Source organism: Microbulbifer maximicatervae (SeqCode), assembly GCF_052467305.1.
On the sequence record NZ_CP174306.1, the window covers coordinates 672,861 to 686,665 of the forward strand.

A 13,805-nucleotide genomic window follows, 5' to 3' on the forward strand; every position below is an offset into this window, starting at 1 on the left:
TTATACACATCATTTAAGCCCATTTAAAGCCTCTGCTGCTTCAATATAATGGAGCAGTTTGGTATATCCCTGCCAAACAGTTTTAACCCCTGGTTCGCCATCACCTTTACGTCCTAGAAATCCCCCTAGGCCTGCCAACATACGCGTTATATCTCTCATGCTTGGAGGTATATTCGGTGGGGAACTTTTATCTCGCATCATCCATACCATGCGCCATTCTTTTTCAGAGTAAGCACTCGTACATGGTTCATCAGGAAGACTTCTTGCTTGTGTAGTTATCGAATGTAGTCGCCATCCAATAATCATATAGATCGCAATACAGTTCAACATTCGCTGCTCTGTTCTAAAACGATTACTTTCTATCTGGCATCCGCCTTTTACCACCCGAAAATAGGTTTCAATTTCCCACCGGCTTCGATACCACTCAATGATAACTCTCGCCTGCTTAAAGTCTTCAACTGGAAGATCAGTTAACAGCATCCACTCAATGCCTTTTTCACCCTCTGGTGGGGTTAATTCTTTAGCCAATACAGCATAGAGAGAAAGTGGTCGTTTAGATCTTCCTTTTCCTAGCAACCGTATCTCAGTAGTGGATACGTTGACCTTGGCTTTTCTTCCAGGCTCTCCATTCCGTTTGGGAATATCTACCGTGTATAGACCGACAGATTTCTGCTCATTCATATGATCCCAAAGCAAAACCGTTTCTTCTCCATCGAGCTCTAAAGTGCGATTGGCCTTAGCTCGAACGATATAGCTCGCCCGCCGCTGTTCACTTTGCTCTTCAGCCAGCTGAAACCACTCATGAATATCACCCTCTCTATCAGCAATACTCACAATTGTGCTTTCAGGGCAGTGCTCTTGTATCTGACAAGCCGTTTCGTAATGGTCTAGCCAGCGTCGACTCTCCTTATCCTTTATCGACTTGGTATAGCGGGAATTAGAACTTGATTCCTTATCTCTCTGCCACATACTACCTTCAACAACACCCAAATTAACTCTGGATGGTGTTATCGCGATGGAGGTGTGCAAGAGTTGTTGGTTGGTCTCTTTACGCCTAAGTGTTCCCATCTCTTTACTTTCTAGGTCAGTGGCAAAATTTAGAAAGGTAGTATCTTGTGGGATAAGAACAACAGGCTGCACTTTGATTCTCTCAAGAGTTGCCGATTTATGACCGCTCATAATAGAGTCAAAGTTGACTTTATCATTTTCTATAAAGCGATAAGCTGCAAACGTTTCTGCCCAAGTTTTGTTTGCACAAGGAATGCTATTGTTTGGGTCTGAACTTAAATTACTGAGAATATTAGACAAGCGCTTATTCAAGCGTGTATCACCCATAACCTGATTTTTTACTTCGTCCATGACCCAGTCCTGCATAATTATCCAGCCAAATCTGTAGTTCTTACTGGGCTAAACTGTAACTTATTGATTTACATAATAAAACTTAAAAAACTTGTGTATAAAACTTAGCGCCGCGCTCAGTCGTGGCTAACTTTGGATGCTTTATACGCGAAACTGGGAGCGTAACGACCGCGCATAAGTAAGACTTCGATCTGCAACGCATTGTTATGAGTTGCTCCATTGTTGAATCCGCTCTCTGGAAATATTCACCGCGGACTCACTAAATAAATCAGGATGACGGATTATGACATTTTCAAAAGCGTAATCTTGAAGCCCCACCTCTAACAGAGCCGTATAGCCTTGCGTTTCAGTTGGCCGATTAACAGCTCTCTCGACTGCGCCAATTATTCCTCGGCGTTCAATCATTTGCCATGTACGACCGGCACGAGTCTTTTTACCGTTTTTAATGCTCAACACTTCTTCATAGGCATATACTGCTGCAAGAGCTTCACGTTCTGCGCTTGTATTTGCACCATGGGCCTCAGCTCGCAGTTGAATTGCGCGCTCTCTTGCTTGGGTTGCAAGATCTTCTCTTCCGTGTGCAATACAATTTTTTGCGAATATCTCGCACTTTTCAGGTGTGTTTATATTCTTAACTTTATCGTCCATTATTTTTCTCGTTAACTACTGAGTCAAAATACTATGCTAGGCAGTCCCACGGCCCGGAGTGTACTTGAGCAACTTGGTACGCCCAGCATGGGCGCGAACTAATGGGGTGAAAGCCCCCTGCAGGGAAATCACTATTTAATGGATTCTATTAGATGCTAATTACTAGCGAATGGCAACTACAACACCAAAAAGGTCTTGTAGGGAGGAAGCCGCTAGCAAAACTACGAGCTGGCGGATAGGAATATCATATAACGCTTAACCTGGAGGCGAGGTGGCTAAGGGCACCGAAGCCATGTGATCTAACGGGTAGAGTAAATGATGCAGTTGTGTAGTGAAAGTTCACGTTCTTATCTGGGGAGGTCTGTTTAGCTTGCTGCTATGAAGCTGTCAGCGTGGCCGCTGACTCATAAGTAGGTCCAACCCACTAGCCTCTATCGAGGGGTAGACAAGAGTGGTGGAACACAGCCTGCCTAGGCCAGTAATGGCCAAGGTGATTGAATAGAAGTCAGCCGACGGCATAGTAACCAAATGCCAAGATTAATACTTTGGACAGGGTCAAGGCCTGAACCCGAAGTCCACGAATTGAAAGACAGGGCTAGCCTACTGATATGTTTCCAGTCGGTTAAAGTTGATGTAGCGCACTGCCATGACACTCGACTCAAATGAAGATCTGCTCGAGACTATCGTTGGGTAGAGCTTCATTACGGATAGGGAACCGCCCATTGCGGACCCGCACGATGGGTGGTGTGGGGGCCGGTAGTTAAAAGCTACCGGCTACCTGATTTAGCCATTCAATAATGGAACAACCGTGTTATTAAGGAACTTTGTTCCTTTTTCAGTATGAAGCCAAATTAAGCCACCTAAATTCAAAATGACAGTTACCCAATAAACACTTTTAAATTCTTTTTTACTCGACTTGTGACGTAACTTGTTTTGAGCAAAGTAAGCACCAGGCCAACCACCAAATGTTGAAAACAAATGTAATGTGCTTTCTTTTGTTCTCCAACGCCCATTTTGAGCAGCGGACTTATCAATTGCGTAAGCGATAAATGTTATTAAACTCATTGCAACATACAAGCCAGCAACGATTAACGGTAATTTACCGACAACGATCGATGTCGAAAGGCCAACACAAAAAACTATTATAAAAGCTACACCAAAGTTGCCACCACCTTTAGATTTGCTTCGATTACTTGAAGCTTCAGTATCTCGAGCAAATTTGATATTTATAGCTTTAAACCGATTACTATTTTCTCTGACTAGTTCGTAGATGATGACTTCACCATTAACAGGCCTACGTGAACGAGACTTAAAAGCTTTAATGTGAACAAAAGCACGATCGCCTCCACCATTAGGCTCAACAAAACCGAAGCCTTTATCATCATTCCAATTTACTACTTTACCTTGAAGCTTCATGCTCCCTCTCGAACCTGATGGCTAACGCCCGTAGCACGGGAAAATTTGGAGCGCAGCGGAAAATTTTTCCCGTGCCTACGCTTAGTACGCCCAGCATGGGCGTGAACTAATGGGGTGAAAGTCCCCTGCAGGAAGATCACGGTTTAATGGATTTCATTAAATGCTAACTACTAGCGAATGGCAACTGCAATACCGCGAGGTCTTGTGGGGAGGAAGCCGCTAGCAAAACTACGAGCTGACGGACAGAAATATCATATAAGGCTTAGCCTGAAGGCGAGGTGGCCAAGGACACCGAAGCCGGGTGATCAAGCGGGTAGGGTCAATGATGCAGTTGTGTAGTGAAAGTTCACGTTCTTATCTGGAGAGATCTGTTTAGCTTGCTGCTGTAATCGGGGCCGCTAAGCTGTAATTAGGCCCAACCCGCTAGCCTCGATTCAGGAAGCCCACTTTATAGCCTATGTAGATCTCAAGCCGATCGGTGCTATTTCTCAAGACGCGCCCCCTATCCTTGAGCGACTGGGAATCTCAGAAAAATACTGGCTCCATCTTAATCGGAACTTTGAAAGCCGCTTTAAAGGCCTGGTGGGATCAGCAGAGGCTGTACGGCAAGTCTGTATTCAGCTCAATAAACGCTGGGTACATGGTATAGGCGATTGCCAACGTTTCCTTTCTGCAATGCCCCACTAATTCCCTCCCAACCTTTCGATACGATTCCTTCTGGTTTGGCCAAAATCGCGCAATTTTCAAACCTAAAACATAATTTTTCAGTATTTCACCTTGCCCTATACCTGATCAGGAGAAATGGCCTTCAAGGTGGAAGGCCTGTACTTTTTCCTGCGTCATATTTCAATCTGTGGGTGTCCTAGTGTTGTTCGCAAGGGCGGCCGAAGCGGAGCGTAGGCTGTCCAGTCCAGCCCCGAAGAGGTTGGGCGAGCTTGACTAGCTTTGTTAGGACACCTCCCCTCCATGATAAAACTTTTCATAATCGAATGTATAATTCCATCTTGTATATGATGTACATCGAGCGAGCTCTTCTTCAAAATTTGACTGATTGATAAAGAGTGACTCCCTCGTGATATCCACATGCCTATTCTCTTCAGAAAATATATGCGGATTGATAGTGAAAATACTTCCATTCAACTGTACAACGCCTAACATGTTGTGTGCATAGAGACCTGCCCGGTAGGTGATTTCTTTTTGCTCTGGAAATATCGCCATACCACGCTCCAGAAACGGCACTGATTTTTCTGCACGGCGTGACTGATTGAAACTTCCTGCTACGGAGCGCCCCCTTGAAAAGTATAAAATCACATAGTCTTTGCTGCCCAGAGAGAACGTTTTCGCCACATTAATATCTTCTGAAGTAGATATTAGAAGCGATTTATCTCCTAGCCCGATATTTCCTGCTGTATGAAGTATCGCTAGGTAGTAGTCTCTTAATTCAGTACCAAACTCAACTAGAGTGGCACTGAATATATCTTTATTTTTGTTTTCACTAAAAAACTCAAAAAACTCAGGATTTCTTTTTACGAACTCTAATATTGCCGGATTCTTTGACTTCCTCAAGTCTCTTAGTTTTCTAAATATTCTATGATTAGATGCCGGACTAAGATCTTCCATGTTTTTTAAGTATTTCGAGTCATTAAGCTTGTCGTTCTGCTGAAAATAGTGCTTTGACTTATCTCCAAAGTAGAATAGCCTCTTCAGCATTTCACTTTCTGACACCTCATATAGACCATTATTTAGTCTACTAGACAAATACTCTTCGCTAACTCCTCGATAATGAAGTCTGCTTATAAAAGTATTTCGCTTACAGTGATTGAAATATATAGTACATACCTTAGCGAGTTCGTCGTGGGATAAATCACGAAACTCTCCATGTTTATCTATAGTTCTGAAGCTTAGCCCATCTATCATTTCAATAGCTCGCCCCTGGAAAAAGTTGATTTGTGCAAAATCCTAACGAAGTGCCGTTTCTGGACACCCATCAAAGGTAGAGCTTAAGGCGTCACAGCTATTGACACAATACGGAAATCACAATAAAAGTACTGGATATTAAAACAGTTAAATCCATACCCGATGACCCAGCCTCGCCGCTCACAGATCTCACTTGATGCGACGCCGTACTATCACTGCGTCTCCCGCTGTGTACGCAGGGCGTTTCTTTGTGGAAGAGATGATCAATTGGGGAGGGATTATGAGCACCGGCGCCAGTGGGTTGAGACTGGGATACAAAAGCTAGCTGCTATTTTTGCGCTGGATATCGCTGCTTATGCGGTAATGAGTAATCACTACCATGTGGTACTCTATATCGATGCTAAAACAGCCAAAACTTGGTCTGATACTGAGGTCATTCTCCGCTGGCAGGAGCTATTTAAAGCTTCTAATTTGGCTCAGCGCTTTATTCAGGGTGCCTCTCTGGATTGCAGTGAAAAGAACAAGCTTAAAGAGCTGATTGAGCTGTGGCGAGAGCGATTAATGGATATTAGTTGGTTTATGCGCTGCTTAAACGAATCTATTGCTCGCCAAGCCAATGCAGAAGACCGCTATACAGGCCGCTTCTGGGAGGGCCGTTTCAAGTCTCAGGCGCTATTGGATGAAAGAGCCTTGGCTGCCTGCATGGCCTATGTCGATCTCAATCCTATCCGGGCCGATATTGCAAAAACCCCGGAGGACTCCGATTACACGTCCATTCAGCAGCGTGTTCGCGCTGTGATCTCAGGTGAGCAGCCTAAAGAACTACTACCGTTTGTGGGCGGCGAGCGCCTTAATATGCCGAAAGGATTGCCTTTTCAATTGGATCACTATTTGGCGTTAGTAGACTGGAGTGGCCGGCATTTAGACCCCAAAAAGCGCGGTGCCATTTCTCAAAACGCACCCCCTATCCTTGAGCGGCTGGGAATCTCAACAAAACACTGGCTCTATCTTAATCGGAACTTTGAAAGCCGCTTTAAAGGCCTGGTGGGATCAGCAGAGGCCGTACGGCAGGCCTGTATTCGGCTCAATAAACGCTGGGTACATGGCATAGGCGACTGCCAGCGTTTCCTATCTGCAATGCCCCACTAATTCCCTCCCAACCTTTCGATACTATTCCTTCTGGTTTTTGGCCAAAATCACTAAATTTTAAAGCTCAAACATAATTTTTTATATTTAACCTCTTCCAGCTCCAGGCAGGAGAAATGGCCGTTAAAGTGGAAGGTCCGTACTACTTTCGGTGTCATCTTTCAATCTGTGGGCGTCCTAGTGTTGGGAGCATTATGTTCTTTGGTAAGAGCTAACATGTTTGCGATACGCAGATCTAAGTTTTTGTAATTGTATATCCACTTTGTTGCGCATGTCTCCCATACTTTTATTAGCCAATATTACTAGCGAATTGGAATCACACTCACTAGAACTATCACGCTGCATGAGATTTAAGATTTTATTTGCACAATCCTCCCATTGCTTTGATATCTCGCCTAGGCAATCTGTCGTTGTTTCATAGAGGCTGTCAGGCAATAGAGCCATCGACTCTTTAATTTCTAGGAAAAATGGCCTTAGCTTACGGGGATCAATTTTTCCAGATTCAACATCGGATGGAAAATCATATCTTAGGTAGCCATCCAATCTTGTGAAAGCGACCCAGATTTTATTTATTGAATTGAAGGAATGGTCAAAATCTTTGTCTTGATATTTCTCCAGACGCTCTATTTGTGTTTTTACACGTGATAACTTTGCCTTGAAGCTTTCCCTAAATATATACATTAATAATCCAGCTATCGTCGAGGAGCTAATCATCGAAATCAGTAGATCCATATATTTTCCTTAAACATAAAAGTGTCTTCAAAAGTAACTGCATTATATCACTTGTCAATATATCCCAGGAGTGAAAAATCACCCAAAACTATTTCAATCTGTGGGTGTCCTAGTGTTGTCGGACTGGAGTGGCCGGCATTTAGATCCCAAAAAGCGTGGTGCCATTTCTCAAAACGCACCGCCTATCCTTGAGCGGCTGGGCATCTCAACAAAACACTGGCTCTATCTTAATCGGAACTTTGAAAGCCGCTTTAAAGGCCTGGTGGGATCAGCAGAGGCCGTACGGCAAGCCTGTATTCAGCTCAATAAACGCTGGGTACATGGCATAGGCGATTGCCAATGTTTCCTTTCTGCGACGCCCCACTAATTCCCTCCCAACCTTTCGATACTATTCCTTCCGGTTTGGCCCAAATCACGCAATTTTCAAACCTAAAGCATAGTTTTTAGCATTTCACCGCATCCTGCATCAGATCAGGAGAAATGGCCGTTAAGGTGGACGGCCTGTACTATTTCCGGTGTTATCTTTCAATCTATGGGCGTTCTTCAATCTGCTGTGTCATATGGTAGGTTACCTAACGGCTAAGCTTACATCATCTATGAGGCCGATCGGGTGCTCTATTCCTGTATCATCAAATTGTGCGACTACAAACCCTAAATGCTCTTCTGCAATTGTAAGTGGGACATCATTATCGACAAGGATAATTTGGCAGCCCTTCCCCTTACCCTCAAATTTTATGGATAGATCAATTAAATGTCTGTAAATATTATTGTATTTATCGGGGTCTGATGTTCCTTCTGCTGCATCAGCTTCTTTGTCGGTTTGCAAAAGATATTTTTCCTTGGTCTTCCCTAGATATTTACCTACGGTATCAATCATCAAAAATGATGGAAGGCGTATATTGTTATTTAGGCTTTCTTCTAATATCGAAGAAAAATATCCTATAGAAACAATTGTACGAAGGCCGCCGGAAGTAATTTTTTCATAATCTCGGTTTCTTACTTTTGGAAGAAGACTTGTCTCGCCTATAGAGACTCCCTCTCTATTCTTTATTTTAATATTTTTTAAATATATATTTAGGGAGTCACCAATGCGGGATAGTACAGCATTGAAGTCTGGAAATTCCTTTCTTATGTTCTCTAGTTTTTCTTTCAGTAGTCTAATGGCAGTTTCTAGTCTTTCTTCATCTTTAACAAGAAGGTTTTGTTGGTTTCGTATTTTTAGAAAGTGAGCATATTTATTTTTCTTTTCTTTTAAAGAAGAAATGGTTGAAACTATAGAGTCTCTTTCTTTGAGGTAAGGGGATACATATTTTGATGCCTCTTCATCAATCATCCCTTTTAGTAGGTTTTTATCTTTATTTCTTGCAGAAATTAACTTTTCTAGTCTTACTATTTCGTCATGCAGATTATCTTCTAAAGTTATTGTATTTTTTAGTTTTGATTTAATTGATTTAATTTCTTTATCTATAGATATACTCTCAGACACTTCTAGCTTGAGGTTTATTTTCTCCATCTCAATTTTTGTGTCACATATAGGGCAGTTTGAAGGGGTGGGGTTCTCTCTACCAATTAGATCTCCAGCTTCTCGAAGAGCTTCCAGTTTCTCTAAATCAAGAGAATAGTCATTTTTAAGGCGAGAGAATTTGTCGAGACTTTCAACGGCTCCGTCTTTTTGTGATTCAAAATAGCTTATTTCAGATAATACCTCTGTGAGGGCATTTTGATATTCGCTGTAGATGTCTGAGTCTTCAGTAATTCTAGAGTTTATGCTGCTTAGTAGTTCTTCAAGATTGCTAATTTCTTCCTCTATAGAAGTCATTTTATTGTCTGAAGATTCAGAGCTTTCAAAGTCAATTTCCCGCAAGAATTCTGAGATTGTTTTATATTTTTCTTGCGCTTTGTTTTTTTCAGATGTTTTTTCAGATATCTCTCTATGTATAGCTGATGCTTCGTCATCCAGAGCGTTGAAGATATATTTAAAGACTTCCTTCGTTAGAGAATATTTTGGCCTGTTTTGTAGGCTCAATATATTTTTGCTGCCGAGGTCATCTTGATTTACGTAGCAGTATTTAAATAAATGTCTAAAGCTAAGGCTAGACATTTTGCTCTGGTCTTTTGTGGGTGACTGCTTGATTTTGATGGAAGGATATCCTAGGCACTCATATATGAAATTTGAAAAATTATCTTCGTTATCTATCCCTCCGGAAACATTTGGAAATAATTTTCTTGGGAAAACCTCATTGATGTTCTTGTAATCAGATAAGTAAATTTCAACTTTTCTTCTCGAGTCAAAAATATCCCGTTTAATGCAGTAAACCTCTCCGCCAAGATATATTTCAAGGATTGCATGGCTTACCGATTCTTCAAGCTCGTCATATAAGTCTAAATCCGATGCGCAAAGACAGTATGATATTAATTGCAATATGCTGGATTTACCTGTTGCAGAATCTCCATATATGATATTAACGCCAGGATTAAAATTGACTCTATAGTCTTTCCTGTGGCCAGCAAGTGTGAGTGATACTACCCTAAAATGATTTTTATCCATGACGTTTTAATTCGCTCCCAATTAGCAAGTTTATTTGATTAATACTTTTGGAGCGTAGGGGTATTACATGTTTTGAAAATTCTTTAACTCGTTTAAAGTGTTCAGATCTCAAGGAGGAAAATACTTCTTGTCCGCGACTCGACAATTGATAAACAGTCTCTGTTTTTATGCTTGATACTTGTATTAAATTTGAACAAACGGCGTACTGTAGTATTTCTTTGAGTTTATGGGTCTTATACAAGCTATCAATATTTACAGATATGGTTCTAACAGAATTTATTTCATTCCTTCTCAGTTTAACTTCCTTCTTATTTAATGATCTTAAGACCCGGTTAAGAATATGTGGATTTTTCACCAGATAAAGTAATGCCTGAATTTTTCCATTATTTAAAGTTGGTTTTTTTCTAGTGTTAAGACTGGTAACACCAAGCAAAATAATTAGCTCAAGAGAGTTTAATAGAAAGTCATTGTCTAATGATAAGAATGGCAATTTATCCATATTGAGATCCTTATTCTTCTAATTTTTCCAGATCTTTGGTTTCAGACCACCATACATTCCCCTTTAGCTCATCTGCTAATTGATGAAGCATTCCTTTCTTGTGCATAACACCAATTTCATAAATTTTTGATTTAAGTGTTTTCTCATTTTCCCTAACAATCTTGTCATGAACTTCGGATAAAAACTGACCTGAATTATCGAATCCACCATGAAGATATTTAGTGTAGCTATCCTGGTATATGGTTTTTATGTTTGTATATATCTCTTGCAGATGTTTCTGGTCAAAGCTACTGGTAAAACGTTTGCTCATATATTCTGCATTCAAAAATAACTCTTTAGCATCTGTAACCGTGGATTTATGGATGTCGGCTATGAGCAATTTTATAACAAATAAAGAGTCGCTGTATTCATCTTCATTCTTTAAGGTAAGAATTTCTAATAAATCTTCCTGCACACCACCGTTAAGATAATCGTGGATATATTGGCTTACGCCTAAGAAAGTAGTGTTGTTGTTATCCTTAGGTTTAGCTATAGACTCGTGATCTTCGGGAACGGTCCTGATATCTTGCTCGATTTTATCAATTGCAATAGCACTATTTTCATCAACTATTTCGTCATATAAGCCTCGAAAATATTTGGTGGCAGGCCTCAGGTTATTTTGCTGCCAAATATTGCAAAGTTTGCTTCCATAATCACTTAATGTTTTCAGTTGTTCTAATTGAACATTGTTGGAAAGAAGCTTTGCAGGGCTGGCTAAACTTGAACCATGATGTGGAACAGCAAGAGATAAAAAAAGTTTTACTTTTGAAACTCTATTTTTCTCAATATCTATTGATATGCTGCCCTTTGTTATAAGGCCGCCCATGCTATGCGCAATCACAATGATTTCTTGATACTTTTGACACTTTACTTCAATTTCGGTATGCAAATGCTTTGCTAAATCTTGAATTGATACGTTCTTCTTTGTAGTAGATACAGGTCTACTTAATATTTTATTTAAAAATTTCTTTACTCTTCCTGCTTGCTCAGTGATATTAAAGAATTTTGAATAGTAATTAAAATAGGCTATATCAAAATTGTCATTTATAGTCTGATCTTGAGAAAGTAGACCGGGGAAGGTTGTCCCATTGCTATTCTTCCATGTATTTTCACTTCCCGTAAGTCCGTGAATAAATAATATAAGGCGACGCTTATGGTCTTGTGTGAAAAACTCTATCATTTTTCCTGTGCATCCATCTGATATTGTTCAGTGACTAGATATTCATAATCTTCTATTTTCATTCATTTACCCGCCTTTTGACTTCATTTAGTTACAACCTAATGTTACCTCCACAAAGTAGCATTCAGGTAAGAAACTACCCTTTGTGTTCTAATCGAGATACTCAATCATTGGAGTCTATAACGCCAACACAAAAGGGCGGAGTATCAGTAACATTCAATTCGAAGGGTGGTTTTTGATGTTTTGTTTAAGTACTAGCCTACGTACGTTCTTTAACCTTGAAATGTCTACCCCGAAACCAGATATGCAGGTATTCAGAATCAACTCTGACCTGAATACTAGGAATAGGAGAACTGCACACTCTGAGCCCGCGGAGCCTAGCATAGGCATGCCCTCCCATGCTTAAAGCGAATACGGACATCTTGCTTACGGTGAGTACATTCATACCAGATGGTTTGATTCTGAGACCAGGAAAATGGGCTTCCCGAGATGGCTGTTTTAAGCACGATGTCCTTATTACAATAGATGCACTTCATAGAGAGTACTTAATACTGAGGTTTGTGGCGGGCAGAGTACAGCTTTGGCTGCCCTATAAAGGTGTTTTTCGGCCAATCTCTTCCAGATCCGAACTTGCTACATCGATTGCAAACATAATCGCCTGTGGCGGACCCGCGATAATACTCCTTTGATAAACTTGAATGATCGCAGTCAGTAGCGTCTCTCTTTTTTATATCACCAATTTTAATGTTTGGCATAGTTTATCCTTAAGGCAACACAATCTTTATATGGTTGTCATTCTGCCCACTATTATCATAATTGTTGCCTTAAAATCAATTTCCACCTCAAAGCAAAAAAAATTATTTTAAATTGTGGGTTTAAAATATTTTGGCACGGCCGTACAAAGCTACAAAAATTAATACTTTGACTTCTGTCAAGGGTTTCACGCTAACCTGTAAGTTATTGATTTAATTTGATTTTTTCTATATATCTTATGGATTCCAATATAACAGTCAAAATTATCATAAATCCCCAAGCTAGCACTTGTTAACTTTTGTAGGCTAGTGATAGTTTGATGAAAGGTGACGAGGCAGGGGTGTGTACACAAAATTCTTGTAAGAGTTACTTTCCTTCAGTCAGTGAACGCTTCAAGTACCTACGGCAAAACTAAAGCTAAATGAAAAACATTTGGCAAAGAGTGTTTTTACTGAGTAAGAGTATGTTCTCATAAGAGCATATCAGCCAATGTATTCACAATACGATAAGGCCCGTCAATACGTCGGCACCCGCTCGTCCCCTTATGAGTCTTTAAATGCTCAGAACACTCTTTGAAAGATCTGTGCTCTCCAAGTGGTTTGGAATTCTCTGTGTTCACATAATGAACCCATGTTTCATCACTACCTGATAGGTAATCCCAAGTTGAAGTCACAGCTATAACGGAAAGCATGGAAACAAGTGTGATAAATTTTATTTTTCTATTAATGGAATTCAGAATACTTGTATTCTAAATGCTGTACGTAGAGGTGGTTAAAATTCAGTGTAGATTTCCCTTACTTTCAAAATCTTGCCGTCGCGGCTTACTAAAAGTTACCATCAGCAAGCTCCCCATTAAGAACCAGAAAGCGTAAAACGAAATTTTCCCCGATTTCAGCGAACAGCTCCTGGGTAAGCTCAAAATTCCAAAAAATTGTAGCTTCATAGTCATGGCGAGTGAAGAGTGTTTCTCTTCGCCACCCTTTACCTTAGCTATTTGAATTTGAAATATCGTACAGAGCCGACCTAAAGCTGTCTTCGCTTACCCTTTATATAGTGTGCGATCCCCTACATTGAGGGCTCTCCTCAGATTCTAGTTAATGTATTCAAAAGCTGCTGCAATTATATTGCCCGTCAACATATTTCAATTTGTAAAAAATATAGGCACAAAAATAATCTTATTAGATTTTATTAGGATTGTTTTAGTGTCAAAGCCACGTAAAATCGATAGATATTTATTGGTATTTTGGCTGAGATTAAGAAGCCATCTAAAGGCAACAATCAAAGCAGCTCGGTTCGAAGAGCCTATAGAATCAAGAACCCAAGAATCTTCTAAAAACCAACCCCTCAAAGGAGAACGGTAGCGTGAAGTAAGAATAAGTAAAAGGCGCTGACCCTAGGTGCTGGAACACCTGGGGCCAGCTAACCAAATTGATACGCTAATTATCAAGATGGCTATATGCATAGTACGCTAGAAACCCGCTCGTCTTCAATAAAGTGGAGCACAATCAGCGGCTTGGAGAGATTCCCCAGGCCCTGGGGGCGTTGCGTCTGCCTTTTCTTTTTCTATG

10 protein-coding genes are annotated in these 13,805 nt (G+C 40.6%); 2 read left to right on the forward strand and 8 right to left on the reverse strand.

Annotation, left to right across the window (positions count from 1 at the left end; genetic code table 11):
• Positions 1-9 precede the first annotated feature (9 nt).
• The 4 genes from ACJJI4_RS02990 to ACJJI4_RS03005 all read right to left on the reverse strand — a co-directional run bounded on the left by ACJJI4_RS02990 (position 10) and on the right by ACJJI4_RS03005 (position 5,148).
• Positions 10-1,374, reverse strand: a complete 1,365-nt coding sequence (locus ACJJI4_RS02990; RefSeq protein WP_444895875.1) for an IS4 family transposase — start codon at positions 1,372-1,374, stop codon at positions 10-12.
• A gap of 189 nt (positions 1,375-1,563) precedes the next feature.
• Positions 1,564-2,007: a hypothetical protein gene (locus ACJJI4_RS02995; protein WP_444926999.1), complete on the reverse strand. Its 444-nt coding sequence runs from the start codon at positions 2,005-2,007 to the stop codon at positions 1,564-1,566.
• Positions 2,008-2,790: 783 nt separating this feature from the next.
• Positions 2,791-3,423 carry a DUF1294 domain-containing protein gene (locus tag ACJJI4_RS03000; protein WP_444927000.1) on the reverse strand — a complete coding sequence of 211 codons (633 nt, stop codon included), beginning with the start codon at positions 3,421-3,423 and terminating at the stop codon, positions 2,791-2,793.
• A gap of 948 nt (positions 3,424-4,371) precedes the next feature.
• Positions 4,372-5,148 carry a hypothetical protein gene (locus ACJJI4_RS03005; protein WP_444927001.1) on the reverse strand — a complete coding sequence of 259 codons (777 nt, stop codon included), beginning with the start codon at positions 5,146-5,148 and terminating at the stop codon, positions 4,372-4,374.
• A gap of 354 nt (positions 5,149-5,502) precedes the next feature.
• On the opposite strand from ACJJI4_RS03005, the gene ACJJI4_RS03010 reads away from it, so the two are divergent.
• Positions 5,503-6,489 (forward strand): transposase, encoded by a 987-nt coding sequence (locus tag ACJJI4_RS03010; protein WP_444927002.1) that lies wholly within the window; start codon positions 5,503-5,505, stop codon positions 6,487-6,489.
• Between the two features lie 189 nt (positions 6,490-6,678).
• On the opposite strand, the gene ACJJI4_RS03015 is transcribed toward ACJJI4_RS03010, so the two are convergent.
• Positions 6,679-7,218 carry a hypothetical protein gene (locus ACJJI4_RS03015; protein WP_444927003.1) on the reverse strand — a complete coding sequence of 180 codons (540 nt, stop codon included), beginning with the start codon at positions 7,216-7,218 and terminating at the stop codon, positions 6,679-6,681.
• A 112-nt stretch (positions 7,219-7,330) separates the two neighbouring features.
• Between ACJJI4_RS03015 and ACJJI4_RS03020 the strand changes: the two genes are divergently transcribed.
• A complete protein-coding gene (locus ACJJI4_RS03020) occupies positions 7,331-7,585 on the forward strand; it encodes a hypothetical protein (RefSeq protein ID WP_444927004.1) in 255 nt (84 codons plus the stop codon).
• A 201-nt stretch (positions 7,586-7,786) separates the two neighbouring features.
• Here ACJJI4_RS03020 and ACJJI4_RS03025 read toward each other — a convergent pair whose 3' ends face one another.
• From ACJJI4_RS03025 to ACJJI4_RS03035, 3 genes are read right to left on the reverse strand one after another with little or no spacing between them, the layout of a single operon-like run.
• Positions 7,787-9,766 (reverse strand): AAA family ATPase, encoded by a 1,980-nt coding sequence (locus tag ACJJI4_RS03025; protein WP_444927005.1) that lies wholly within the window; start codon positions 9,764-9,766, stop codon positions 7,787-7,789.
• Positions 9,759-10,265 (reverse strand): ABC-three component system middle component 4, encoded by a 507-nt coding sequence (locus ACJJI4_RS03030; RefSeq protein WP_444927006.1) that lies wholly within the window; start codon positions 10,263-10,265, stop codon positions 9,759-9,761. The genes ACJJI4_RS03025 and ACJJI4_RS03030 overlap by 8 nt, the downstream gene beginning before the upstream one ends.
• Before the next feature lie 10 nt (positions 10,266-10,275).
• Positions 10,276-11,484 (reverse strand): ABC-three component system protein, encoded by a 1,209-nt coding sequence (locus ACJJI4_RS03035; RefSeq protein WP_444927007.1) that lies wholly within the window; start codon positions 11,482-11,484, stop codon positions 10,276-10,278.
• Between the last annotated feature and the right edge of the window lie 2,321 nt (positions 11,485-13,805).